Origin of the sequence: Streptomyces vulcanius, from assembly GCF_042653945.1 — a bacterium.
Taxonomy (GTDB): domain Bacteria; phylum Actinomycetota; class Actinomycetes; order Streptomycetales; family Streptomycetaceae; genus Streptomyces; species Streptomyces mangrovi.
The window spans coordinates 200,654-226,453 of record NZ_JBHSFK010000013.1 but is presented as its reverse complement, the minus strand read 5'-3'; the positions used below and the strand labels follow the sequence as shown (position 1 = coordinate 226,453).

The following is a 25,800-nucleotide window of genomic DNA, read 5'->3' as shown; positions in this document are numbered from 1 at the left end:
GGGGCGCGCGCAGTCGAACACACCACCCGGAATGCTTCAGGACGCCGCCTGCAACAGGCGGCCGCCGGACGCCGAAAGCACGCAGAGTTACGGCATGAGTCCGTTACGTAACCATCGATGCGTCGAACCCGTTGGAGGGGGCATGGGCTTCACGATCGGCGGCATTCGCGAGATCCGCTCCGGCGCGCGCAGGCGCGGTCGCTCGTCCGAGTGCACCGCCGTCGCCGAGTTCACGGGGCTGTGGGGCTGGGACGTCGTACCGGGCGCCAGGGCCTCGGCCGGCAGTTGTTCGTGCGGCCGTCCCGAGTGCCGCGAACCGGGCGCGCATCCCCTGGAGTTCGCCCCGCGCCTCCCGGCCGGCGCCACGCTGGACGACGTGACGAGGGCCTGGGCGGAGTGCCCCGGCGCCTCGGTGATGCTCCCGGTCGGGCACGCCTTCGACGTGATCGACGTGGCCGAGCCCGCCGGCCGCCGCGCCCTGGTCCGCCTCGAGCGCATGGGGCTCCCGCTCGGTCCGGTCACGGTCACCCCCGAGGGCCGCGCGCAGTTCTTCGTCGCCCCGGGCGCCGCCGCCGGCCTGACCGGCCTCCTCTACCGCATGGGCTGGGACGACCCGGCCGCCCTCGACCTGCGCGGCCTCGGCCCCGGTACGTTCGTCTCGGCGCCGCCCTCCGACCGGGCCGGCCTCGGCCCGGTGCACTGGCTGCGCGCCCCGGCCCTGGACTCGGCGACCCGGCCTCCGCAGGCCCGACTGCTCCTCGGCACCCTGGCGTACGTGGCACACCGCTCACGCGCATAGGCCGTACGTCCCTTCCCCGGACGTACACAGCAAAGCGCCCGCCCCCAACTGCATCTTGGGGACGGGCGCTTCTGCGGTCCCGGTTCCGGGACCGTGGATCACTCTCCGATAAGGGCGTCAACGAACGCCTCCGGCTCGAACGGCGCCAGGTCGTCCGCGCCCTCGCCGAGTCCGACGAGCTTGACCGGGACGCCCAGCTCCCGCTGCACCGCGACCACGATGCCGCCCTTGGCCGTGCCGTCCAGCTTGGTCAGCACGATGCCGGTGATGTCGACGACCTCGGCGAAGACCCGGGCCTGCACGAGCCCGTTCTGCCCGGTGGTGGCGTCCAGGACGAGCAGCACCTCGTCGAGCGGGGCGTGCTTCTCGACGACCCGCTTGACCTTCCCGAGCTCGTCCATGAGCCCGGTCTTGGTGTGCAGGCGGCCCGCGGTGTCGATCAGCACCACATCCACCCCCATCTCCTTGCCCTCCTTCACCGCGTCGAAGGCCACGGAGGCGGGATCGCCGGCCTCGGGGCCGCGCACGGTGTGGGCACCGACCCGCTCGCCCCAGGTCTGCAGCTGGTCGGCGGCGGCGGCGCGGAAGGTGTCGGCGGCGCCGAGGACGACGGTACGGCCGTCGGCGACGAGCACGCGCGCGAGCTTGCCGGTGGTGGTGGTCTTGCCGGTGCCGTTGACCCCGACGACCATCACGATGCCCGGCTTGCGGTCCGCGGGCTCGGTCTTCACCGTGCGGTCCACCTCCGTGCCGATCAGCTCGAGCAGTTCCTCGCGCAGCAGGGCGCGCAGCTCGTCGGGGGTGCGGGTACCGAGCACCCGCACCCGTTCGCGCAGCCGCTCGACCAGCTCCTGGGTGGGCGCCACACCGACGTCGGCGGTGAGCAGGGTGTCCTCGATCTCCTCCCAGGTGTCCTCGTCGAGGTGCTCGCGCGAGAGCAGCGTGAGCAGCCCCTTGCCGAGGGCGTTCTGGGAGCGGGACAGACGGGTGCGGAGACGTACGAGACGCCCCGCGGTGGGCTCCGGGATCTCGATCTGCGGAGCCTCGACGACAGGTGGCTCCTCGACCGCGACCCCGGTAGAGCCGCCGTCGGGAAGGTCCACCTCCTCGATCGTGCGGCGCGGTTCGTCGCGCGGCGTCTCGGCCTCGTCGCCTACGTGCGGCTCGGCCGGCGGCGCGGTGATGTCGGGCGCGGCGGGGGGAGGCGGGGGCAGCGGCTTCCTGCGCCGGCTGCCGACGACGAGCCCACCGAGCACCGCGAGCACGACCACGGCGATGACTACAGCAAGGATGATGGTTTCCATAGCCTGTCCAGTATGGCGTGATCTACCGCTCGGACGTTCGTTGCCCACACGGGGCCACAGGCCCCACCGGGCCGGGCTGGTCCGCCGTCCCACCGCAAGTCGGCCGGGAAGCCCCCGGGGGCGGAGTCACAACGGCACCGGTATGCGGAAGCCGTCGGGTACGCGGAACAGCGTCCCCAGGGTGTCTCACGGCCCATCCGGTGGGCCGCGACGCACCCTCCCCATTGTCTGCGGGCGGCACCTCGCACGGCCACACCCTGGCTACCTGACGACTCGTCAGTTACCGTCCCCTCCACACCGCCGACGAAGGGGATCGGTCCCATGCCCGTCACCGTCGTACGTTTCAACCTGGTCGCCCCCGACGCCACCCCCGCCGAGCTCGGCGCCCGCTACCGGGCCGCCCTGGAGATGGCCGGGTACGCCGACGAGCACGGGATCACGACCGTCCAGACCGAGGAGCACCACGGCGCCGAGAACAACTGGCTGCCGTCGCCGTTCGTCTTCGCGGGCGCGGTACTGGGGGCGACCCGGCGCCTCGCGGTCACCGTGTCGGCCGTGATCGGCCCGCTGCACGACCCGCTGCGGCTGGCCGAGGACATCGCCGTACTGGACCTGCTCAGCGGCGGCCGGCTGCTCACGGTCGCCGGGATCGGCTACCGGCCCGAGGAGTACGCCCGGGCCGGCGTGGACTGGACGAAGCGCGGCCGGCTCCAGGACGAGCTGCTGGAGACCGTACTGAAGGCGTGGACGGGCGAGGAGTTCGAGTACCGGGGCCGTACCGTACGGGTCACCCCGCGCCCGGCGTCCGATCCGCACCCCCTCCTCCTGGTCGGCGGCTCGTCGAAGGCCGCCGCCCGCAGGGCCGCGCGGCTGGGCCTGCCGTTCTTCCCGAGCGCCCACATGCCGGAGCTGGAGTCGTACTACAAGGAGCGCCTTGTGGAGTACGGCACCGAGGGCTGGACGATGATGCCGGGCGCCGAGACCCCGCTGCTGCACATCGCCGAGGACCCGGACCGGACGTGGTCCGAGTACGGCCGCCACTTCCTGCACGAGGCCCGTACCTACGCCTCCTGGCAGAGCGGCGGCGGGGTCCACTCGGCGGTGCGCTCGGCCGCGACCACGGTCGAGGACCTGCGCACCGAGGGCGTGTACCGCATCCTCACCCCGGAAGAGTGCACGGCCCAGGATCTCGACAACCTCGTACTCCACCCGCTGGCAGGCGGAATGCCGGTGGAGGAGGGCTGGCGCAGCCTGCGGCTGTTCGCGGAGGAGGTGCTGCCGCGGCTGGCGAGCTGAATTCGTAGCGGTATCCCCTGGACCGCCCCGTCCCCGGGTGATCGACTGCGGCCATGAGTCTCTGCGTGGACGTGTTCCTGCGTGATACGAACGGCGAGCGGCGGATCCTGGACGTGCCGGACGGGTGGGACGACTCGGCCGGCTTCGAGGTGTGGCGTACCACGGTGTGGGGGTCGGAGGCGGTGCGCTCGCTCGGGGCCCGGCTCCTGCCGGTGCTGGCCGACGGGGACCTGTGGCTGGAGGCCGGGGAGGTGGCGTCCCTGCTTGAGGAGGTGGCGGTGTTGCGGACGCATCTCGAACTGATCGCCACCCGCACACAGCACCCGCGGGGCCTCACGGAGCACAGGGAGCAGCTGGAGGTGCGGCTGCGCATCATCGAGGCGGCCGCGCTGCGCGCCCGGGAGCTGGGCGGGGGCATCGTCATCTGGTGACCGTCGCCGTGCCGTACGGCACACGCCGCCCCGGCTCGGGGGGGGTGAGCCGGGGCGGCGTGTGCCGTGGGTACGGGGAGAGGGGCAGCGGGGACTTGGCCCTTCTCCCCGGGTTCGGGGGGCCGGTCAGCCCATTTCCTCCAGGGCCTTGCCCTTCGTCTCCTTGACGTACTTCAGGACGAACGGGATGGAGAGCGCGGCGAAGGCCGTGTAGATCACGTAGGTCGCGGAGAGGTTCCAGTCGGCCAGCGACGGGAAGCTCGCGGTGATGGCCCAGTTGGCGATCCACTGCGCGGAGGCGGCGACACCGAGGGCGGCGGCGCGGATCCGGTTGGGGAACATCTCGCCGAGGAAGACCCAGACGACCACGCCCCAGGAGAGGGCGAAGAAGAGGACGAAGACATGGGCGGCGATCAGGGCGACCCAGCCCTGGGTGGCCGGCAGCTTGCCGTCGACGAGGTCGTAGGAGAAGGCCCAGGCCTCCAGGCCGAGGCCGATCACCATGCCCACGGAGCCGATGAGGGCGAGCGGCCTGCGGCCGATGCGGTCCACGAAGATCATCGCGATCACGGTGCCGAGGATGTTGATGATCGAGGTCGTGAAGGAGTAGAAGAACGACTCCGTCGGGTCGACGCCGACCGACTGCCACAGCGTCGAGGAGTAGTAGAACGCGACGTTGATGCCGACGAACTGCTGGAAGACCGAGAGGCCGATGCCGACCCAGACGATCGGCTTGAAGAAGAAGGAGCCGCCGAGCAGGTCCTTGAAGGTCGACTTGTGCTCGCTCTTCATCGCGTGCTCGATCTCCGCCACGCGCGCGTGCAGGTCGATCTTGTCGCCCTCGACCTCCGCCAGGATCTCGCGGGCGCGCTCCTGCCGGCCGACGGAGATCAGGAAGCGGGGCGACTCGGGGATCGCGAAGGAGAGCAGGCCGTAGAGGACGGCCGGGACGACCATCACGCCGAGCATGACCTGCCAGGCTTCCAGACCCATCAGCTCACCGCGCTGGTCGCCGCCGGCGGAGTTGAGCAGCCCCCAGTTGACCAGCTGTGAGATGGCGATGCCGATGACGATCGCGGCCTGCTGGAAGGAGCCGAGCCTGCCGCGGTAGGCGGGCGGGGCGACCTCGGCGATGTAGGCGGGGCCGATGACGGAGGCCATGCCTATGGCGAAGCCGCCGACGACCCGCCAGAGGGCGAAGTCCCACAGCGCGAACGGGAGCGCCGAGCCGACGGCGCTGACGGTGAACAGCACGGCGGCGATCTGCATGACCCGGATCCGGCCGATGCGGTCGGCGATCCGGCCGGCGGTCGCGGCGCCGATCGCGCAGCCGATCAGCGCGATGGCGATGACCTGGGCGAGGGCCGCGGAGCCGATGTCGTAGCGGTCCCGGATGGCCTCGACGGCGCCGTTGATGACGGAGCTGTCGTAGCCGAAGAGGAAGCCGCCCATCGCCGCTGCCGCCGCGATGAAGATGACGTGCCCGAGATGATCGGGATGAGCCGTCCCGGCTCCTGACTTGGGTGCCTGTGCTGTGGTCACGTTCATCTCCATCGTGGGGACCCCCAGATAGGTGGTACCTGAAGGTAAATCCAACACCGATGAAACGTATGCCTTCAAGACTCAAAATCAAACACGAGAATGGTGTGAGATCACAGACACAAGGACGGCACATGTGGCGCCCTGAGTTCACTTCTTGAAGGCATATGCCTCAGCGCAGCCGCTGGCTGATCACCTTCGACACACCGTCGCCCTGCATGGACACGCCGTACAGCGCGTCGGCGACCTCCATGGTCCGCTTCTGGTGGGTGATCACGATCAGCTGTGAGGACTCCTGCAACTCCTGCATGATGCGGATCAGCCGCTGGAGGTTGGTGTCGTCGAGGGCGGCCTCGACCTCGTCCATGACGTAGAACGGGCTGGGCCGCGCCTTGAAGATCGACACCAGCATCGCGACGGCCGTCAGCGACCGCTCGCCGCCGGAGAGCAGGCTGAGCCGCTTGACCTTCTTGCCCGGTGGCCGGGCCTCCACGTCCACACCCGTGGTGAGCATGTTGTCGGGATCGGTCAGGATCAACCGCCCCTCCCCGCCCGGGAACAGCCTGCTGAAGACCCCCTCGAACTGCAGAGCGGTGTCCCGGAACGCCTCGGTGAAGACCTGCTCGACGCGCTCGTCGACCTCCTTCACCACTTGAAGCAGGTCGGCGCGGGTCTTCTTCAGGTCCTCCAGCTGCTCGCTGAGGAACTTGTGGCGCTCCTCCAGCGCGGCGAACTCCTCCAGCGCGAGCGGGTTCACCTTGCCGAGCTGCTGGTACGCCCGCTCGGCCGCCCGCAGCCGCTTCTCCTGCTCGGACCGCAGAAAACGCACGGGCTGGTTGCGCGGATGCTCCGGGTCCTCCGGCAGCACCTCGCCCTCGGCGGGCGGGGAGGGCGGTACGAGCTGATGGGGGCCGTACTCGGAGACGAGCCCGGCGGGCTCCACCCCCAGCTCCTCCAACGCCTTCGTCTCCAGCTGCTCGATCCGCATCCGCTTCTCGGCGCCGAGCACCTCGCCCCGGTGGACGGAATCGGTCAGCTTGTCGAGTTCGGCCTTGAGGTCGCGGCCCGCGGTACGCGCGGCGGCCAGCTCCTGCTCGCGCCGGGCCTTCGCGGCCTCGGCGGCGACGCGCTCCGCGTCCGCCCGCCCGATGGACACCTCGACGTGCGCGAGCAGTTGCCGCGCGCCGGAGGCGACGGCCTCGGCGACGGCCGCCTCGTGCCGCAGCCGCGCCCGCCGCTGTTCGGCACGCGCGCGTGCCTCGCGTTCCGCGCGCGCGGCCCGGTCCAGCGAGTCGGCCCGTCCGGCGAGGCCCTTCACCCGTTCCTCGTGCGTACGGACCTGGAGCCGCGCCTCCATCTCGGTCTGCCGGGCGTTCGCCCCGTCGGCGGCGAGCCGGTCCCGTACCGAGGTGTCGGGCTCCTCCTCCACCGGCATCTCCTCGGCGACGGCCAGCCGTTCGGCGAGCTCCTCGACCTCCTCAAGGGCCCGGTCGAGAGCGTCCTGCGCCCGCGCGGCGGCGGCGACCGACCGCTCGGCCTCGCCCGCCGCACCGCGCGCCTGCCCGGCCAGCCGCCCGAGCTGCTGGGCCACGGCCGACTTCTCCCGGTCGGCGGCCCGCCGCCGCTCCCCCAGCTCCTCGACGAACGCGGCGCACTCCTTGCGCCGTTCCCCCGCCGCGCCCTGCGCCCCGGTCAGCTCCTCGCACCGCACGGCGAGCTCCTCGAGCTCGGCGGCCGCCTCGTCGACGGACGCCTGCACCTCCAGCAGACTGGGCGCCCCGGCCGACCCGCCCTGCGCGAAGTGCGCCCCGAGCAGATCGCCCTCGGCGGTGACAGCGGTCAACTCCGGCCGCGCGTACACCAGCTGCTCGGCGTCCTCCAGGGTCCCGACGACGACGATCCCGCGCAGCAGCCGCCGTACCGCGGGCATGAGCTCGGCGGGACCCCGGACGAGCTCGGCGGCGAAGGGAGGACCGGAGGGACGGGACACGTCGGGGACGGCACGGGCGGCCGGCCGCGCGACATCGGCCGAACCCGTACCGCCGATGCCACCGGCGCCCGGGCCGGCACCCCAGCTCCGGTCCGCCCCCACGCCGCCGGCCACGGCCGACGAGCCCGCCCCGGACGCCGGCCTGACGTCAGCGCCGTGTCCGGCTGTCGTGTCCGGGTCTCCGGGAGAGTGCGCCCCGGTGCCGCCCTCGTGTCTCCCACCCGTTTCCTCCGGGGCGCCCGCCAGGAGGAGTGCCGCTCGGCCCGCGTCCTGTTTGCGGAGCAGGCGGATGGCCTCGGTGGCGGAGGCGGGGGTCGTCACGGCGATCGCGTCGGCCGCCACGCCGAAGGCCGCCGCCAGGGCGACCTCGTGGCCCGGGGTGACCGTGAGGAGTTCGGCGGCCGGACCCAGCAGGCCGCCGAGCCGGTCCTTCGCGGCGAGGAGCGCGCCCGTACCGTCCTTGCGGCGCAGGCCGAGGGCGAGCGCCTCGTGACGGGCCCGGGTCGCGGCGCGGCGGCGTTCGGCCTCGGTGGCCGCCTCGCGGGCGGCGGACAGTGCGGCCTCCGCCTCCGCCAGTTGCCGTTTCGCCGCGTCGTGCCGCTCGCCGAGTTCCGCGTCGCCCGCGTCGAGGCCGTCGACCTCCGCCTTCAGGGTCTCGTACTCCTCCTGCGCGGCGAAGGCCCGTTCCTGGGCCTCGTCGCGGGTGGCGGCCAGCCGGTCGATCTCGGCCTGGGCCGAAGCCGCGCGCGAGCGGGCCGCGTTGACCTGGCCGTTCAGCCGGGCAAGGCCCTCGCGGCGGTCGGCGATGGCGCGGGCCGCGTCCTTCAGGCGCCGTTCCTCGACGGCGAGTTCGCGCTCCAGGTCGGCGCGATGGGAGACGGTGTCGTCGAGGGCGTGCTGGGCCGCCTCCAGGGCGGCCTCCAGCTCGGCCTCCTGCTCGCGGACACGGGCGGCCTCGCGCTCCATGTCCTCGGGGTCACGGCCCCGCCGTTCCTCGGGCGGCGCGGAGGTGGCGCTCTTCACGCGCGCGTCGGCGAGCGAGATCGTGCCGCGGACACGTTCGGCGAGCTGGGAGAGCTCGTACCAGGTCTGCTGGGCGCGCTGGAGGCGGGGCGAGAGCCGGCGGACCTCGTCCTCGAGGAGCGCCTCGCGCTGGAGGGCCTTGCGCAGCTCCTCCTCGGCGGCCTCCTTGCGTTCCTTGAGCGCGGCCTCGTCGGCCACTTCGGCCTGGAGCGCCTCCCGGAGCCGTACGAGATCGTCGGCGAGGAGGCGGAGACGGGCGTCGCGCAGGTCGGCCTGGATGACGGCGGCCCGGCGCGCGACCGCGGCCTGCCTGCCGAGGGGCTTGAGCTGGCGCCGCAGCTCGTCCGTCAGGTCCTGCACGCGCGCGAGGTTGGCCTGCATCGCGTCCAGCTTGCGGAGGGCCTTCTCTTTGCGTTTGCGGTGTTTCAGTACACCCGCCGCCTCCTCGATGAAGGCGCGACGGCCCATCGGGTCGGCGTGCAGCACGGAGTCGAGCTGGCCCTGGCCGACGATGACGTGCATCTCGCGGCCGATACCGGAGTCGGAGAGAAGGTCCTGGATGTCGAGCAGCCGGCAGGTGTCGCCGTTGATCTGGTACTCGCTGCCGCCGTTGCGGAACATGATCCGCGTGATGGTGACCTCGGCGTACTCGATGGGCAGGGCACCGTCGGTGTTGTCGATGGTCAGGGACACCTCGGCGCGGCCCAGCGGCGGGCGCCCGGTGGTGCCGGCGAAGATGACGTCCTCCATCTTGCCGCCGCGCAGCGACTTGGCGCCCTGTTCGCCCATGACCCAGCTGAGGGCGTCGACGACGTTGGACTTGCCCGAGCCGTTGGGCCCGACGACGCACGTGATTCCCGGTTCGAACCGGAGCGTGGTCGCTGAGGCGAACGACTTGAACCCTCGGAGGGTCAGGGCCTTGAGGTGCACGCCGCTGGACTTTACCCGTCGGCGATGCCCCACTCCATGAACGAGCGGTTTCACCCATGAACGCTCAGGGCAGACCACACGTTAAAGAGACTGAAAGGGTGGGCGGGGGCAAGAAAGAAGGGACGCCGAAGCGTCCCTTGCAACTTCTGACAACTTAAGCGGTCCGACGCGGTTGTTGTGCTGCCCAACCGCTGCGTGGACTGTCGTAGAGCGGTGCAGCGATCAGGTGAGCGCAGGCTCCGCCTGGTGTGCGTCGATGCTCTCCATGAACCTGTCGTGAGAAGCGGCAGCCGTGAGAGCGTCGTTCTCGGCCTGAATCCGTCCGAGCTCGGATTCGAGGTCCTGGACGCGCTGCTGGAGCCGTCGCATCTCGGCGAGGAGTCGCGGGTCGGAGCCGCCGACGTAACCGAGAAGCGCCTTTGCCATGATGGATGGTCCTCCACACTGAGTGACCGACCGAAGCGGTGTGGGTCGTGAGGGAATCGCACCCGCGGTGTCCGCCAGGATGTTGGTTTTACTGCTGTTCATCCATGCCAAACAGCTAAGGTGCGCGGGGCTTTCAGCGTCTCACCAAAAAGTTTGACGGTCAACACGATCACGCCCCGCAAAGGCGGGCTGCCCGGTGGCGCGCGGCCGGAACGGCGGCGCTGCGACTCCCGCGGGGCCCTCGGGACCTGGCGATCATCCTTGCGTGCGCAGCTTCCCACCGCAAGCGTTTCCTGGCAACCACCTGCCCCTTTCCGCCGGAGCAGGCGCCCGGCGGCAGTTTCGGGCACCCGCCCGCGGCGATCGCGAGCAGAACGGTCAGCGGATGGCGAAGCCGTCGTAGCCGCCGCGCGGTGTGTCCCATATCTCTGTGACTCCGTCCACATGCCCGGGCGTGTCGGCTCCGGTCAGCCAGCCGAGCAGCCCCTCGCAGCCTTCACGGGCGCCCTCCGCGACGATCTGGACCCGTCCGTCGGCCAAATTGAGAGCAAAGCCACTCAGCCCGCCGATCTCCAGTGCCTTCGCCCTCGTGAACCAGCGGAAACCCACACCCTGGACATGTCCGCGCACCCAGGCGACCAGCCGTACATCCTCGCTCATGGCTGCAACCTAACCGGGCAAAGTCTCTCGGGGCACTTCCTCCCCCGGCCCCATGCGGTACCGTCCCCACCCAACGATTCTCATATGAAACTCACTCGATCGAGTGATTCAGGTAGACCGTATGGACGAGGAAGGCAAGGACATGGGACGCCACCGACGCTCCGCCGCCGGCCGCGCCGCCACAAGCCGCGCCACGGGGGTCACACAGACGCACGGCTCGTACGCGGAAAGCCACGACGCCGGGGGCTCCTCCCTCGGCGGTCCGGACACACTCGGCATCGCGCCGTACCTGAACCCCGAGGCCTATGCCGACACGGTCGCGAGGAGTCAGAACTACCTGTACGCGACGGAAAGCGACCGCTTCGAGCGCTTTCCCGGCGACCCCTACGACACGGCCCTGTTCCCGGCCGACGGCTTCACGCCGGACGAGGGTGCGCTGCGGCCCGGCTCCGGGCGAGGCGGCACGGGGCGCCGTCGCAGGAAGAAGGCCGTGACTCCGGTCAAGACGGGCATCCTCGGCGTGTCCGCGGCGGTCGCCCTCGGCACCGTCGCGGTGGCCACGGGTGTGGTGCCGGGTCTGGAGAACTACAAGCTCGGCGGCGGCAGCGGCGGCGGTAACGACAACGTGCAGGCCGCCGACAGCCCCAGCAACTCGGCCTCCGAGTTCGGCGGCACCTCCGGTTCCGCCGACACCGGCGAGCGGGGCGGTACGTCGACCAGCCGCGACGCCGGCCGCTCGACCACGCCGTCCGCCTCCGCCTCCGCCTCGACCTCCGCCTCCGCCTCGACCTCCACCTCTGCCTCCCCGGCACCCTCGAAGCCCGCGCCGAGCACATCGGCGCCCGAGGCCGAGAAGAAGCCCGAGGTCACCCCCTCGAAGGAGCCGACCACGGCGCCCCCTTCGAAGAAGACCCCCACGAAGGCCCCGCAGGCGGCGGAGACCCCGAGCACCATCTCCGCCGAGGTACAGGCGGCGGCCCAGGTGCTGAAGCTGGTGAACGAGGAGCGGGCCAAGGTCGGCTGCAGCGCCCTGTCCGCGAACAGCTCGCTGTCGGACCTCGCCGAGAAGTTCAGCGACGACATGGCCGCGCGGGGCTTCTTCGACCACACCGACCCGGACGGGCTGACCCCGTGGGACCGGGCCGAGAAGGCCGGCATCACCGAACTCGGCGGCGAGAACATAGCCCGGGGGCAGGCCGACGCCGCCGCCGTGATGGAGGCCTGGATGAACAGCCCCGGCCACAAGGCGAACATCCTGAACTGCGACTTCAAGACGCTGGGCGTCGGTGTCCACTTCGGGTCCGGCGGGCCCTGGTGGACGCAGGACTTCGGCTACTAGGTCTCACCAGGGATTCTGCAGAAACGATCAAGCAGTCCGGCGGTGAGCGCCGCCGACAGCGAGCACTAACTTCCGGTTAGTGCAATCTGTTGGTTAGCGCTACCTTCGCGTACGCTTGTGGCATGACCATCACCCAGGAGTGTCCGGAGGAACAGGACCTCCCGTACAACGTGTTCGCCAAGGCCTGTCCGTCGCGCGGCACGCTGGAGCACATCACGGGCCGCTGGGGCGGACTGACGCTCGGCGCGCTGTACGAGGGTTCGCTGCGCTTCAACGAACTGCGCCGCCGGGTCGACGGCGTGAGCGAGAAGATGCTCTCCCAGACACTGCACGCGCTGGAACGCGACGGACTGGTGCACCGCGAGGCGCAGCCGACCAACCCGCCGCGCGTGGACTACGAACTCACGCCGCTGGGCCGCGAGGTCGCCGAGCGGCTGCTGTCCCTCATCCACTGCGTGGAGGAGCGGATGGACGACGTCCTGTCCGCCCGGGTGCGCTACGACGAGACGCGCGGCGCCCTCTGACACTGCGGGCAGAAGTAGCTGGACCGGTTCATCCAGGCCCGCCTGCGCATCGGGGAGCCGCACCTTTTGCAGGGCAGCCCCTCACGGCCGTACGCGTCCAGGGAGCGGTCGAAGTAGCCCGACTCGCCGTTGACGTTGACGTACAGGCTGTCGAAGCTGGTGCCGCCGACGGCGAGCGCCGCGTTCATGACATCCCGGACATGCCGGAGGAGTTCGAGGCTGCGGGGGCGGGTGAAGGTGCCCGTCGGGCGGTCGTAGTGCAGGCGGGAGCGCCACAGCGCCTCGTCCGCGTAGATGTTGCCGACGCCGCTGATCAGTGACTGGTCGAGCAGGGCCCGTTTGATGGTGGTACGCCTGCGCCGCAGGGCCTGGTGGAAGGCCTCGTCGTCGAACAGCGGGTCGAGGGGGTCGCGGGCGATGTGCCCGATGACGTCGGGCAGACCGTCCGGCGTGGTGTCGTGCAGGGACAGGCCGCCGAAGGTGCGCTGGTCGACGAAGCGCAGTTCGGTGTCCGTCTCGTCGGCGAATCGCACGCGGATCCTGAGGTGCTTCTCGTCCGGCGCCACGTGCGGCTGGACCAGCAGCTGCCCGCTCATCCCGAGGTGGGCCAGGATCGCCTGGTCCGTATCGGCCAGCGGCAGCCACAGGTACTTGCCGCGACGGCTGGGGGCTCCGATCCGCTGCCCCTTGAGGCGGTGCGCGAAGTCGTCGGCGCCGGCGAGGTGACGGCGTACGGCACGCGGGTGCAGCACCTCGACCTCGGCGACCGTGCGCAGGGCGACCCACCGCTCAAGCCCCCGCCGCACGACCTCGACCTCGGGCAACTCGGGCACGGTTCTCCTTCGGCTCGGATCCCGCTGCGCTCCCCGCGACGGCCCGGGAGTCGTCGTCGGCGCCTGGGGCAGAAAGGCGCGGCGCGAACAGAGGGTGACCTGCGCACCACCCTTGCCTCGGTCCCGTGAGGACGGGGCCGAGGCAAGGGTGGCGGTGTTCGTCAGGCGGAGGCGGACTCGGACTGGGACTCAGACTCGGAGTCCGCGCCGGCGGCGGCTTCGGCGGCTGCTGCGGCCTGGACCGCTTTCGCCTCCTTCGCCTCCTTGGCGCGCTCGTCCGCCGCGGCCCGGATGGACCGCCATGCGGACTCGGCGGCCTGCTGCTCCGCCTCCTTCTTGCTGCGGCCGGTGCCGGTGCCGTACGAGACGCCTCCGACGCGGGCGGCAGCAGTGAAGGTCTTCTCGTGGTCGGGGCCGGTCTCCGTGACCAGGTACTCGGGAACACCGAGCCCTTCGGTCGCGGTGAGCTCCTGGAGACTGGTCTTCCAGTCCAGGCCGGCACCGAGGTTCGAGGACTTCTCGATCAGCGGGTCGAACAGGCGGTGCACCAGTTCGGAGGCCGCGTCGAGGCCCTGGTCGAGATAGACCGCGCCGATCACCGCTTCAAGGGTGTCGGCGAGGATGGACGCCTTGTCCCGGCCGCCCGTGCCCTCTTCACCACGGCCGAGCCGGATGAAGGAGCCCAGGTCGAGGCCGCGGCCGACCTCCGCCAACGCACGTGAGTTGACCACCGCGGCCCGCAGCTTGGCCAGATGGCCTTCGGGCAGGTCGGGGTGGGTGCGGTACAGCGTGTCCGTGACGACGAGGCCGAGCACGGAGTCCCCGAGGAACTCCAGCCGCTCGTTCGTCGGCAGGCCGCCGTTCTCATATGCGTAGGAACGGTGGGTCAGCGCACGCACCAGAAGGGCGGACTCGAGCTGGTAGCCGAGCCGCCCTTCCAGAAGCGTGTGGGACGAGGCCTGGTTGTCCGCTGAGTTCTTCTTCGGCGTGGACACAGTGCCTCTCACCAGCCGCTCAGACCTCGAGGACCTGGCGCTTGTTGTAGGTGCCGCAAGACGGGCACGCGATGTGCTGCTGCTTGGGCTCGTGGCAGCGCTCGCACGCAACCAGGGTGGGGACCGCAGCCTTCCACTGCGACCGGCGGTGGCGCGTGTTGCTGCGCGACATCTTCCGCTTCGGAACAGCCACGGCTACTTCTCCTGCTTCTCGTTGGCGCGCGCCGATCGAGGCGCTTCACCACTGATCTCGTCCTTCTCGCCGTCTTCGAGTGAACCGGCGAGTCCCTGCAGTGCCGCCCAACGGATGTCGACGGCGTCGTGGTGGTGGCCCGGGTCGTCCGCCAGCCGGGCTCCGCACTCGGAGCACAGGCCGGGGCAGTCGTCCTGGCACACCGGCTGCATCGGCAGTGCGAGCACCACCGCGTCGCGCAGCACGGGTTCGAGGTCGAACAGGCCGTCCTCGATGAAGAGCCTGTCCTCGTCGTCCTCGGCGTCGTCGGCCGGCTCCGCTTTGGGGCGGCCCCGGTCGTCGGCGTCAGGGTACGAGAACATCTCCTGGAAGTCCGCTTCGACCTTCTGCTCGAGCGGCTCCAGACACCTTACGCACTCCCCCTTGGCCCGTGCACGGGCGGTGCCGGTGACCAGCACACCGTCCATGACCGACTCCAGGCGGAGTCCGAGCGCCACCGGGGCGCCTTCCGGCACTCCGATGACCCCCTGGATCCCCAGATCCTTTGGGGCGTCGATCTCACGGGTCAGGCGCTGCAGCGCGCCAGGACGCCGACCCAGCTCGTGTGTGTCGAACACGAGGGGGTTGCGGTGGTCGAGGCGGGCGTTCAGGGCCATTCCTGCTTTCGATCTGGTGAACTCGGGGGACGCTGCATTCGGTGTTCCCGGGCAGCGCTGATCGCGGGCGTATACGGAAACACCGAAGCGCACACGCGACCGAAGAGCCAGGATACTGGAGCATTCGCCCACAGCCCAATCCGGGTCGTCCCCGGCCGTCCTCAGAGGCCGCGGCCCTGCTCGTAGGCGCGCAGCTGCTCGGCGCTGATCATGCCGGTGTCGAAGAGGCTGGTCTCGTCCAGGGCGTAGCCCGCCTGCGACTGCTGCTGCGGGACCTGGTCCGGCTGGTCCTGCTGAGGGGTCTGCCCGGCGGTCTGCTGGGGGTCGTACGCCGCCTGCTGGGGGGCGTAGCCCTGGATGGGGGCCCCTCCCGCCTGAGCGTAGTCGAAGGTGGGGGAATAGGGGTCGGCGTGCTGGTAGCCGTAGGGGTCGGCCTGCTGGACGTAGCCCTGCTGGGCGTAGGTGTCGGCGTACGGGTCCGGCTGCTGCTGGAAGGCGTATGCCTCCTGCGGCTGCTCGTACGGCGCCTGCGCCACCGCGGCCTGCTCGGCGCGGGCGTCCTGGTCTGCGAGGGCGGCCAGGTCGGCGAGGTAGTCGGCGTCGGAGGAGTGCTGGAAGGTCGTGGTGTCGTCGGCGAGGGCGCCGAGATCGTCGCTGGCGATCCGGCCGTGCAGCTTCTGCCGGCCCTTGCCGACGGCCTCCAGGGTCTTGGAGAGCACCGCCTCGAACGCGCCGAGCTTGACGTCGACATAGGCGTCGGCGTCCTTGCGCAGGGTCTCGGGGTCGTGGCTGCGCTCCGGGGCGTCGTCGTCCTCGGGGTCCAGGTACCCCTGGCCGTCCGGGCCCGGGCCGGTGCCCAGCAGCTTCTCGCGACCCCGGCCGACCGAGCCGATGGTCTTGGTGAGGACGACCTCGAAGTTGGCGAGCTTGGAGTCGACGTAGTCGTCGGCCTCCGCGCGGATCTCCTCGGCCTCCTTGCGGGCGTCGGCGAGGATGCGGTCGGCCTCGTTCTGGGAGCGGCGGGCGATCTCGGTGTCGGAGATCAGGGAGCCGCGCTCGGCGTGCGCGGTGGAGATGATCCGCTCGGCCTCCTGGCGGGCCTGCTCGACCATCTGCTCCCGGCCGCCGATCAGTTCCTCGGCTTCCGCGAGCGAGTCGGGCAGGGCCGCACGCACCTCTTCCAGCAGGGCGAGCAGCTCGGCGCGGTTGATCACGCACGATGCCGACATGGGCATGGACCGGGCGCTGGAGACCGCCGTGACGATCTCGTCGAGCTTCTTCTGCACGTCCACCGGTTGCTCGCCACTCTCTACAGCTGTGTTGGAGACGGACGGGACGACTGTAGCCCCATCAGTCCCTGCGGAGCCGCTTGTTCAGGGCTTCCAGAACCTCCGGGGGAACCAGGTGTGCGACGTCTCCGCCCCAGGTCGCGACCTCCTTGACCAGGGAGGAGGAAAGGAAGCTGTAGGTGGGGTTGGTGGGCACGAAGAGCGTCTCGACGCCGGACAGCCCGTTGTTCATCTGGGCCATCTGCAGTTCGTAGTCGAAGTCGCTGACGGCGCGCAGGCCCTTGACGATCGCGGGGATGTCGCGCTGCTTGCAGAAGTCGACGAGGAGGCCGTGGAAGGCCTCGACGCGTACATTGCCGTACTTGGCGGTGACCTCGCGGATCAGGTTGATCCGCTCGTCGATCTCGAACAGGCCCTTCTTGGACTTGTTGATCATGACCGCGACATAGACCTCGTCGTACAGACGGGAGGCGCGGGAAATGATGTCGAGGTGTCCGTTGGTGATCGGGTCGAACGACCCGGGACAGACGGCGCGGCGCACTAGTGATCCCTCGCTCTCCGGTCCGGTCATCGTGCGTCTTCGCACGTAGAGGCGGCGCGACCGTACCAAAACGTTCCCTCGCCGTAGCGACGGGCCCGTAGCCCTTCGAAACCGTCCGGCCAGCCGAACTCTCCGCCTCTGGTACTGCGCTCCACGGTGACGAGCGCTTCCGCTACGAGCCAGCCCCCCGAGCGGAGTGTGAGCAGAATCTCCCGAAGATCGTCGTCCGAGACGGCGTAGGGCGGGTCGAGGAAAACGAGGTCGTACGGCTGTGTCGGCGCCGTCTGGATCACTTGCTGGGCCTTGCCCGCTCTTACCTCGGCGCCGGGGAGGCCGAGGTTTCTTACGTTTTCCCTGACTGTGCGGGCGGCTCTCGCGTCGGCTTCGACGAGGAGGGTGTGGCCGGCGCCGCGCGAGAGTGCCTCCAGGCCCACGGCTCCTGATCCGGCGTAGAGGTCCAGGACCCGTTCGCCGTCGAGAGGGCGGCCGAGGAGGGACTGCCAGGTGGAGAAGAGGCCCTCGCGGGCGCGGTCGGAAGTGGGACGGGTTCCGTTGCCCGGCGGGACCGCCAGGCGGCGCCCGCCGGCTGTGCCGGCGATCACGCGGGTCATCTTGGGTCCTTGGTTGTGGGCGGCTTTGAGGTTCAGTGTGGCTGGTCGCGCCCGCGCGGCGGTAGCCGCACATTGGGTAGGCCCACGCTTCTTACCCCTTGTCCAGGTACTGCTCCCTTTCCTCGTCCAGGAGCGCGTCCAGGGCTGTGCGGAGTCCGGGGAGCCGCTCGAGCTCCGGATCCGCCGCCACCACGGCCACCGCTTCCTCCCTGGCCTCCGCGATGACCTCCTCGTCCTCTATCACCGCCAGGACGCGGAGCGAGGTGCGCGCGCCCGACTGGGCCTGGCCCAGGACGTCGCCCTCTCGGCGTTGTTCGAGGTCGATGCGGGAGAGTGCGAAGCCGTCGAGGGTGTCGGCCACCGCCTTGAGGCGCTGGCGCGCGGGGCTCGCCTCGGGCATCTCCGTGACCAGGAGGCAGAGGCCGGGGGCCGAGCCGCGGCCCACGCGGCCGCGGAGCTGGTGGAGCTGGGAGACGCCGAAGCGGTCGGCGTCCATGATCACCATGGCGGTGGCGTTGGGCACGTTGACGCCGACTTCGATGACCGTCGTGGCCACCAGGACGTCCGTCTCGCCGGCGGCGAAGCGGCGCATCACGGCGTCCTTGTCGTCGGGGTGCATACGGCCGTGCAGGATCTCGACCTTCAGCCCCTGGAGAGGGCCCCGGGTGAGTTGCTCGGCCACTTCCACGACGGCGAGCGGCGGGCGCTTCTCGGCCTCGTCCTCGGGTGACGGCTTCTTCTTGCCGGCCTTCTTCGGGTCGTCCTCCTCATCCCCGATGCGCGGGCAGACCACGTACGCCTGATGGCCGTTTCCGACCTCCTCGCGCACGCGCTCCCACGCGCGCGCCAGGAAGTGGGGCTTGTCGGCGGCCGGGACGACATGACTGGCGATGGGTGAGCGCCCTGCGGGGAGCTGGTCCAGGACGGACGTCTCCAAGTCACCGAAGACGGTCATCGCGACCGTGCGCGGGATCGGGGTGGCAGTCATCACCAGCAGATGCGGGGGCTGTTTGCCTTTGCCGCGCAGGGCGTCCCGCTGTTCGACGCCGAAGCGGTGCTGTTCGTCGACGACGACCAGGCCGAGGTCGTGGAACTGGACCTTGTCCTCGATCAGCGCGTGCGTGCCGATCACGAGCCCGGCCTCGCCGGTGACGAGGTCGAGCAGCGCCTGGCGGCGCGCGGCGGTGCCCATGGAGCCGGTCAGGAGCACCACCTTGGTGGCCTTCTCGGCACCGCCGAGCATCCCGCCCTCCGCCAGCTCCCCCATCATTTCTGTGATCGACCGGTGGTGCTGCTGGGCGAGCACCTCGGTGGGCGCGAGCATCGCGGCCTGACCGCCCGCGTCGACGACGGCGAGCATGGCTCGGAGGGCCACCATGGTGTTGTGGGTGACCGTGAAGTTGTCGGTCACATAAGCGTGGCTCGGGTGGGCGACGCTAATGCATTGGACAGGTTTCCGCCCTACATGCTCAACGCTGCGAATCCCCCGCCGGAACGTGTTGCATTTCGGCCTCGAGCGGACCCTGTCGGCCTTTCGGGACAATCTGAACGGAGCATATTCATCCGGCAGCGCAATCGACACTTCGAAGTGTGCCTTCTTCGGAAGAACCCGCGCCCTTCCACCGAGTGAACGCACGAGCCATGCGGCATCCTCCGCCAGCCTCGACGATGCCGAGCAGAGAGAAATACTCAACCCGTTGGCCTGGATCGTGCCGTCAGTGTCCAGGAGTCCCTGCAGGAGGGCAAGGCGGTTCTTGATCGGGGTGTTCTTGAACTCCTCGGGAATGAATTTGCTGTGCGATGTCTCGCCCCACAGACGCAGGTTGCGCAGAGTCTGAATGACGGGATTGCGTACGCCTCCGGAGCGGTGAGTCAGCTGGATGGTGTAGTCGCAGGAGGACCCGGACACGGGAACCAGTCGACAGTCCGGCGCCACTGCGCCTGCGGCAGCATCGCGAATCTCCTCGTCAATGGTGGACAGGCGCAGGTTGTGGCGGAACGAACCGTCCCCGAGCAGCAGACCGAACAGATAGGGATCAAGCGGCAACTCCGAGTCGTCTCCGAGGTCGACCGGGGTCGCTGGGGGGATGTACCACTTCGACGATCCGTTCGCCTTGAACGCGTCGAGACGGATTTCCCGAGTCGTCATCACCTTGGGCAACTGTCCGCGGTGCCACCCGCAGCTCGTACCGACGATCCAGAGATGCTCGTCATCGCACTCCACAGAGCTTCCGTCGGAGAGAACAACGCGCCACACATCGCGCGTCCCCTGGGGATACACGCCATCAATCAGGGCGATCTCGCCATTGGGTACAATTACATGGTCCCCTACCTGTAGATATCCCATCTGCCGGAAACCAACGGGCGTCAGTACCAGCGAGTCGAGGGGCTGAGCCTTGCCGGAGCCCACCTCTCCTTGCAGGAGCCGGTGCATCGGGTGGTCCGTGGCCAGGTCGTCGAAGATCTCCTTCGAGACCTTCCGCTGGCCCTCCGTGAGGGTGAAGGGGAGGCGGTCGTCGAAGGCGGTCAGGAGGCCGTCGGGGGAGGGCCTGCGCGGGACCGCGGGGAGCTGGGAGTCGGCGTGGCGGCGGCGGGCCAGGGCCACCTGGAGGACGAATGCCTCGTCCCACTTGAGGCGGTCGCGGGCCGCGGCGATGTCGGCCTTGGTATGGGGGCGGTGGATCTTCTCGAGGGCCTCGGGGAGCGGGAGCAGGCCACGGCCCGCGCGCAGGCCGTCCGGGAGGGGGTCGACGGCCTCCTGGGCGCTGGGCAGGGCGATCTGGACGGCCTTGCCGATCTTCCAGGACTCCAGCTTGGCGGTGGCGGGGTAGATCGGGATCAGGGCGCCCGCCCAGCTCTCCACCGATTCCGCCGCGCTGTCGCCTTCGGCGCGCAGGAGTTCGTACGCCGGGTGGGCCAGTTGGAGGCGGCGGTTGAAGACGGAGACCTTGCCCGAGAACATCGCGCGGGTGCCCGGCAGGAGGTCCTTGTGCGGTTTGTGCACGCCGTTGCCGAAGAAGACGAGCTGGAGCCGGCCGCTGCCGTCGGTGATGGTGACTTCCAGCCGTTGTCCCTTGCCACGGGGGGCCTTGGCGGAGGCGAAGGAGTGCAGACGGGCGTCGGCGACCATGGCGACCACCGTGACGTGCTCGTCCATCGGCAGGTCGGCGAGGTGCGTGAGCTGGCCGCGCTCCTCGTATCTGCGCGGATAGTGGTGCAAAAGGTCGCCGACCGTGTGCAGGCCTAGATGCTCGGTCATCACCTTCGCGGTGGCGGGGCCGAGCACTTCTTTCAGGGGTTCACTCAGCGGTTTCTGCGGTGCGGGCACGAGATCCATTGCACACCACGGCACTGACATTGCCGTATACGTGTCCTGAAAGACCTGGTCAGACGGCTCGTTCGGGCTCTAGGATGGCGCGCCTCCGGCCATCATCCGCGGTCACCGCCCCACCGGGACCGCCCGACCCCGCGCCGTGTTCGTCCCCACATCGCGGCGCTGCAGCGATGGACTCCCAGACCTCACAGTCATCCCAGGCATCACCCTCACCTCATACGTTCCAGGTCGACCTGCGTGGTCTGGTGGACCTGCTGTCCCATCACCTCTACTCCAGTCCCAAGGTCTACCTGCGCGAGCTGCTGCAGAACGCCGTGGACGCCATCACCGCCCGGCGGGCCGAGGAGCCCGACGCCCCGGCGCGCGTACGGCTGTTCGCGTCCGGCGGGACGCTGCGGGTGGAGGACTCCGGCGTCGGGCTCTCCGAGGCCGACGTGCACAGCCTGCTGGCGACCATCGGGCGCAGCTCGAAGCGGGCGGAGGGGCTGCAGGAGGCCCGCTCCGACTTCCTCGGGCAGTTCGGGATCGGGCTGCTGGCCTGTTTCGTGGTCGCCGAACGGATCCGGGTGGTCAGTCGCAGTTCCCGTACGCCGGGTGAGCCGCCGGTGGAGTGGACAGCGCGCGACGACGGTTCGTACACCGTGCGGACCCTGCCCCACGACGAGCGGCCCGAACCGGGCACCACCGTGCATCTGGTGGCGCGGGCCGGGTCCGGGGAGTGGCTCGCCGAGGAGCGGGTGCTCCAGCTGGCGCGGGACTTCGGTTCGCTGCTGCCCTACGACGTCCGGGTGGGCGACGAGGCGGTCACCGATCTGCCCGCGCCCTGGGACCGGCCCTACCCCTCCCCCGCCAACCGGCGGGTGGCGCTGGCCCGGCACTGTCATCGGCAGTTCGGGTTCACGCCCCTGGACACCATCGAGCTGGACGTGCCGCTGGCGGGGATCCGCGGGGTGGCGTACGTGCTGCCGGCGGCGGTGAGTCCGGCGCAGCGGGCCTCGCACCGGGTGCACCTGAAGGGCATGCTGCTGACCGAGCGGGCCGAACAGCTGCTGCCGGACTGGGCGTTCTTCGTGCGCTGCGTCCTGGACACCGACAGTCTGCGGCCCACGGCCTCGCGCGAGTCCCTGTACGAGGACGAGACGCTGGCCGCCGTACGGGAGGCGCTGGGGGAACGGATCCGGTCGTGGCTGACCGGGCTCGCCGCCGGTGATCCCGAGCGGCTCTCGGCCTTTCTCGCCGTGCACCACCTGGGCGTGAAGTCGCTGGCGCGGCACGACACGGAGATGCTGCGCACGATGCTGCCGTGGCTGCCGTTCGAGACGACGGACGGTCGGCTGTCGCTGGAGGAGTTCGCGCAGCGGCACCCGGTGGTGCACTTCACCAGGACGGTCGAGGAGTACCGGCAGGTCGCGCCGATCGCGTCCGCGCAGGGCGTCGGAGTGATCAACGGCGGCTACACGTACGACAGCGAGCTGATCGAGGCGCTGCCCTCGGTGCGGCCGGGGACGGTGGTCGCCGAGCTGGACGCGGACACCGTGACCGCCCATCTGGACTCCGTGGACCCGGCGGAGGAGCTGGCGCTGGCCGGCTTCCTGGCAGCCGCCCGGGCGAAACTCGCCCCCCTGGGGTGCGATGTCGTCCTGCGTGCCTTCCATCCGCTGTCCGTGCCGGCCCTGCACCTGGACGACCGGGCGGCACGGCACGAGCAGGCGCGCGCGGAGGCCGAGGCGCAGGCCGACGACCTGTGGGCGGGCATCCTGGGTTCGCTGCGCGGCAGCGCGCCACGCGCGCGTCTCGTGCTGAACCATCTCAACCCGCTGATCCGCAGGATCAGTTCCCTGCGCGAGCCGGAACTGATCGGCACCGCCGCGGAGTCCCTGTACGGGCAGGCGTTGCTGATGGCCCAGCGCCCGCTGCGGCCCGCCGACTCGGCGCTGCTGAACCGGGCGTTCATCGGTCTCCTGGAATGGGCCACACACGGTGACGCCGCACCCGGTGATACCGCACAGGGGGAGGCCGCACACGGGGAGGACGACCACTGATGAGTGAGATCACGGACTTCGACGCACTGCGCCGGGCGATGGCCGAGAACGGCGAGCAGCCGGAGGGTCCGGCCCGCAACGCGCGCGCGGAGCACCTGCTGGCCGAGGCGGAGAAGCTGGACGTCCCGCTCGCGGTGATCGAGGCGCTCGGGCACCAGCTGAAGGTCTACAACTACAGCTCCGAGAAGGCGAAGATGTTCGTCCCCTTCGCGCGGCTGCTGCGCATGTGGGACGAACGGCCCAAGGACTTCGACGAGTACGAGACGCACTCGCTGCACTGGGTCTTCAAGTGGATGTCGGCGGGCATGCTGGACCAGCCGCACGTGCCGCTGGCGTCGGTGGAGAAGTGGCTGGGCGAGATGGAGCACCGCTACCGGCTCGCCGGGCACTCCGAGCGGGCGGTGCGCAGCGCCGAGTTCAGTGTGGCGACGCACGTCGGGGACGTGGCGCGGGCCGAGCGGGCGTTCACCGCCTGGCTGGCCGCGGACCGGGACGCGATGGCCGACTGCCACGCGTGCGAGTTGCACGGGCAGGGCTGGTGGCAGGCGGAGCGGGGCCGGGACGAGGAGGCGCTGCGGCTGTGGGCGCCGGTCCTGGACGGCGAGTACGCGTGCGCGCACGAGCCGCACACGGTCTTGGCGTCGTCCCTGGTGCCGCTGCTGCGCCTCGACCGGGTGGACGATGCGCGCGCCAACCATCTGCGGGGCTTCCGGCTGGTACGGCCCATGGAGAGCATGCGGGGCGCGTACGCCGACCATGTCGAGTTCTGCGCGCTGACCGGCAACGAGGCGCGCGCTCTGGAGCTGCTCGCGGAGCGGCCGGCCTACTTCACGGACGACGGTCATCCGCGCAGCAAGCTGGAGTTCCTGAGCGTCGTGGCGCTGGTCATGGAGCGCCTGGCGGAGCGGGGTCTCGGCGGGCAGCGGGTGCCCGGTCCGGCCGGGCGGGAGTGGACCGCGGACGAACTCGCGGCACACGCGTGTGCGGAGGCGCTCGCGCTGGCCGGCCGGTTCGACGAGCGCAACGGCACGCCGCACGTGAGCGAGCGGGCACGCGCGCGGATGACGCAGCGGCCCCTGGTGGAGCGGCTGCCGCTGGGAGTACGGGCGGTGCGGCCGCCCGCAGCGGTGCCGGTGCCGGTGCCGCGGCCGTCGGCACCCCGGGAGGCCGCCGAGCCCGCCCCCTCCGACCTGGGCACACTGCTCGCCGAGGCCCGGCGGCTGTCGGACACCCTCCAGCCGGACGCCGTCGAGGCGTGGACGGCGGTCGCGCGGGCCGCCGAGTCGGCCGACGGGGTGGAGCTGGACCTGCGCGACCGCGCGGAGATCGCCGACCACGAGGCGATCGCGCTGGGCCCGCAGGGTGCGGAAACGTTCGAGCGGGCGGCGGAGCTGTACGCCGCGGCGGGCGACCCCGGGGAGGCCCTGGCGGCACGCGCGCGTGGGGCGTACGTCCGTGCGCTCGCCGGGGAGGACGTCGAGGAGGCGCTCGCTGCGGTCGCCGGGCCGTACGACGACGTCCTCGCCCTGTACGCCGAGGGCGGCACCGAGGTGCGGCAGGCGGCGGGTGTGCTGATGGCGCGGGCGCGGATCCTGATGCGGCGCCTGCACGAGGCCGACGGACCGCTGGCGGAAACGGTTCTGGCGGAGGCGGAGGCCGCCGCCCGGGAGCTGCTGGCGCTGGTCGGGGGCCGCACCGGGGACGACGTACGGCTCACCGCGCGGGTCGCCGAGGGGCACGCGATGCTCGGGGAGCTCGCGACGCACTCGGGGAACGCCGAGGCGGGCGCCGAGCTGTACGCGCGCGCGGCGGCGGACTTCGCCGGGGCGGGGCTGCCGTGGTTCGCGGTGGAGTACGAGGCCCGCCTTGCCGGTCTCGCGCACCATCTCGGCGACATGGAGGAGGCCGAGCGGGCGCTGCGGGCCGCCCTGGAGCACGGCGGACCGTACCTGGAGCCGGCCGGACGGGCGCAGCTGCACCTCCAGCTCGCCGAGGTCGTCGGGGGCCGGGGCGAGGCGGAGGAGGCCGCGGAACACGCCCTGGAGGCGGCGCACTGGGCCGACGAGGCGGGCGAGAGCCCGACGTTCGGCGCGTGGGCGCGGCACCAGCTGGGCGGGTACCTGGTCCGGCAGGGCCGGTGGGCCGAGGCCGCCGAGGTGCTGGAGTCGGCGCTGGCCGACCTGAGCGCCGAGACGCACGGCGACGGGGCGGTCGTCCAGACCCAGTGGTGGCTGGGCGACTGTCTGAGCGAACTCGGGGAGCACCGGGACGCCGCCGAGCGGCGGCTGCGGGCCGCCGAGATCGCCCGGCACTGGCCCGAGCAGCACGACCACGCGACGCTCGCCCATCTGGCCGCCGAGTCCCTCGGCCAGGCGGGGCTGCACGACGAGGCGGACCGGGCCTACGAGCGCGCGGGCGACCTGTGGCGCGGGCTCGGCAATGTGCACGGCCTGGTGCGCTCCCTGCGCGCCCGCGCGTGGCTGGCACTGCGCGCCGACAACGGCACGGGGGCGGCCCACGCTCTGATGACGAGCGCCGTGGAGGAGTGCGCCGACGCGCTGGGGGTGACGGACGACGAGGAGGAACGGCTGCGGCTGGTCGCGGAGCTCGGCCACACCCACCGCCAGTTCGGGGACCTGCTGGCGCGCTCGGCGGCCGAGGACGCCGACGACGACTCGATCCGGGACGCCCTGGAGGGGGCGCTGTCCCAGATGGCGGAGGCGGTGGCGGTGTTCTGCGCCCTGGACGGCGACGCCGTGCACGCCCGCACCGGCGCCGAGCTGGCGGCCGGGTGGCTGGAGAGCGACCTGGGCCGGCCGGAGGCCGCGGCGGCACGCGCGCGTGCGGTGCTGCGGGCCTATACGACGCCCGAGGACGAGTGGGAGAGCGAGACCGAGGACGGGGGCGACGACGGCGAGGAAGCAGGGACCGTGCGGGCACGGCGGGCGGAGGCGGAGCAGTTGCTCCAGGTGGCGCTGGAACAGGAGGATCGTTGAACAATCACCCCACGCCTCACGTCACACTTCACATCACGCCTCACACCAC

The 25,800-nt window shown here is 70.9% G+C and carries 20 protein-coding genes; 7 read left to right on the top strand and 13 right to left on the bottom strand.

Annotation, left to right across the window (positions count from 1 at the left end):
* Positions 1 to 142 precede the first annotated feature (142 nt).
* Entirely contained in the window at positions 143 to 799 is a 657-nt protein-coding gene (locus ACFPIH_RS21720; protein WP_381174621.1) for a bifunctional DNA primase/polymerase, read from the top strand.
* Positions 800 to 897: 98 nt separating this feature from the next.
* On the opposite strand, the gene ftsY is transcribed toward ACFPIH_RS21720, so the two are convergent.
* Positions 898 to 2,103 (bottom strand): signal recognition particle-docking protein FtsY, encoded by a 1,206-nt coding sequence (gene ftsY / locus ACFPIH_RS21715; protein WP_381174619.1) that lies wholly within the window; start codon positions 2,101 to 2,103, stop codon positions 898 to 900.
* A 321-nt stretch (positions 2,104 to 2,424) separates the two neighbouring features.
* Between ftsY and ACFPIH_RS21710 the strand changes: the two genes are divergently transcribed.
* On the top strand, positions 2,425 to 3,399 hold the full coding sequence (locus ACFPIH_RS21710) for an LLM class flavin-dependent oxidoreductase (RefSeq protein ID WP_381174616.1): 975 nt from the start codon (positions 2,425 to 2,427) through the stop codon (positions 3,397 to 3,399).
* 53 nt (positions 3,400 to 3,452) lie between these two features.
* On the top strand, positions 3,453 to 3,830 hold the full coding sequence (locus ACFPIH_RS21705; protein ID WP_381174614.1) for a hypothetical protein: 378 nt from the start codon (positions 3,453 to 3,455) through the stop codon (positions 3,828 to 3,830).
* A 126-nt stretch (positions 3,831 to 3,956) separates the two neighbouring features.
* On the opposite strand, the gene ACFPIH_RS21700 is transcribed toward ACFPIH_RS21705, so the two are convergent.
* From ACFPIH_RS21700 to ACFPIH_RS21685, 4 genes are all read right to left on the bottom strand, one after another.
* On the bottom strand, positions 3,957 to 5,378 hold the full coding sequence (locus tag ACFPIH_RS21700) for a sugar porter family MFS transporter (protein WP_381174612.1): 1,422 nt from the start codon (positions 5,376 to 5,378) through the stop codon (positions 3,957 to 3,959).
* A gap of 163 nt (positions 5,379 to 5,541) precedes the next feature.
* The gene (locus ACFPIH_RS21695) at positions 5,542 to 9,312 is read right to left on the bottom strand and encodes an AAA family ATPase (protein WP_381174610.1); all 3,771 of its coding nucleotides are present in this window, start codon (positions 9,310 to 9,312) and stop codon (positions 5,542 to 5,544) included.
* Positions 9,313 to 9,534: 222 nt separating this feature from the next.
* Positions 9,535 to 9,738, bottom strand: coding sequence for a hypothetical protein (locus ACFPIH_RS21690; RefSeq protein ID WP_030793895.1), 204 nt, complete (start codon positions 9,736 to 9,738; stop codon positions 9,535 to 9,537).
* Positions 9,739 to 10,116: 378 nt separating this feature from the next.
* On the bottom strand, positions 10,117 to 10,398 hold the full coding sequence (locus ACFPIH_RS21685; RefSeq protein WP_381174608.1) for an acylphosphatase: 282 nt from the start codon (positions 10,396 to 10,398) through the stop codon (positions 10,117 to 10,119).
* A 142-nt stretch (positions 10,399 to 10,540) separates the two neighbouring features.
* Between ACFPIH_RS21685 and ACFPIH_RS21680 the strand changes: the two genes are divergently transcribed.
* Both ACFPIH_RS21680 and ACFPIH_RS21675 read left to right on the top strand, forming a co-directional pair.
* Positions 10,541 to 11,737, top strand: coding sequence for a CAP domain-containing protein (locus ACFPIH_RS21680; RefSeq protein WP_381174714.1), 1,197 nt, complete (start codon positions 10,541 to 10,543; stop codon positions 11,735 to 11,737).
* 122 nt (positions 11,738 to 11,859) lie between these two features.
* Positions 11,860 to 12,261, top strand: coding sequence for a winged helix-turn-helix transcriptional regulator (locus ACFPIH_RS21675; RefSeq protein ID WP_381174606.1), 402 nt, complete (start codon positions 11,860 to 11,862; stop codon positions 12,259 to 12,261).
* Here ACFPIH_RS21675 and mutM read toward each other — a convergent pair.
* From mutM to ACFPIH_RS21635, 8 genes are all read right to left on the bottom strand, one after another.
* Positions 12,234 to 13,094, bottom strand: a complete 861-nt coding sequence (mutM, locus tag ACFPIH_RS21670) for a bifunctional DNA-formamidopyrimidine glycosylase/DNA-(apurinic or apyrimidinic site) lyase (RefSeq protein WP_381174604.1) — start codon at positions 13,092 to 13,094, stop codon at positions 12,234 to 12,236. The two genes, ACFPIH_RS21675 and mutM, sit on opposite strands and share 28 nt — an antisense overlap.
* Before the next feature lie 161 nt (positions 13,095 to 13,255).
* Positions 13,256 to 14,089, bottom strand: coding sequence for a ribonuclease III (gene rnc / locus ACFPIH_RS21665; RefSeq protein WP_381174712.1), 834 nt, complete (start codon positions 14,087 to 14,089; stop codon positions 13,256 to 13,258).
* A gap of 19 nt (positions 14,090 to 14,108) precedes the next feature.
* Positions 14,109 to 14,282 carry a 50S ribosomal protein L32 gene (gene rpmF, locus ACFPIH_RS21660; protein ID WP_003951102.1) on the bottom strand — a complete coding sequence of 58 codons (174 nt, stop codon included), beginning with the start codon at positions 14,280 to 14,282 and terminating at the stop codon, positions 14,109 to 14,111.
* 2 nt (positions 14,283 to 14,284) lie between these two features.
* Entirely contained in the window at positions 14,285 to 14,938 is a 654-nt protein-coding gene (locus ACFPIH_RS21655; protein WP_381174602.1) for a YceD family protein, read from the bottom strand.
* Positions 14,939 to 15,099: 161 nt separating this feature from the next.
* Positions 15,100 to 16,230, bottom strand: coding sequence for an ATP synthase F0 subunit B (locus tag ACFPIH_RS21650; protein WP_381174600.1), 1,131 nt, complete (start codon positions 16,228 to 16,230; stop codon positions 15,100 to 15,102).
* 58 nt (positions 16,231 to 16,288) lie between these two features.
* Positions 16,289 to 16,768 (bottom strand): pantetheine-phosphate adenylyltransferase, encoded by a 480-nt coding sequence (gene coaD, locus ACFPIH_RS21645; RefSeq protein WP_381174709.1) that lies wholly within the window; start codon positions 16,766 to 16,768, stop codon positions 16,289 to 16,291.
* Positions 16,769 to 16,794: 26 nt separating this feature from the next.
* On the bottom strand, positions 16,795 to 17,379 hold the full coding sequence (gene rsmD / locus ACFPIH_RS21640) for a 16S rRNA (guanine(966)-N(2))-methyltransferase RsmD (protein WP_381174598.1): 585 nt from the start codon (positions 17,377 to 17,379) through the stop codon (positions 16,795 to 16,797).
* A gap of 91 nt (positions 17,380 to 17,470) precedes the next feature.
* The gene (locus ACFPIH_RS21635) at positions 17,471 to 20,716 is read right to left on the bottom strand and encodes a helicase-related protein (protein WP_381174596.1); all 3,246 of its coding nucleotides are present in this window, start codon (positions 20,714 to 20,716) and stop codon (positions 17,471 to 17,473) included.
* 167 nt (positions 20,717 to 20,883) lie between these two features.
* Here ACFPIH_RS21635 and ACFPIH_RS21630 point away from each other — a divergent pair, with 167 nt between their 5' ends.
* Positions 20,884 to 22,755, top strand: coding sequence for an HSP90 family protein (locus tag ACFPIH_RS21630; protein ID WP_381174594.1), 1,872 nt, complete (start codon positions 20,884 to 20,886; stop codon positions 22,753 to 22,755).
* A complete protein-coding gene (locus ACFPIH_RS21625; protein WP_381174592.1) occupies positions 22,755 to 25,751 on the top strand; it encodes a tetratricopeptide repeat protein in 2,997 nt (998 codons plus the stop codon). Before ACFPIH_RS21630 ends, ACFPIH_RS21625 begins: the two co-directional genes overlap by 1 nt.
* Positions 25,752 to 25,800 lie beyond the last annotated feature (49 nt).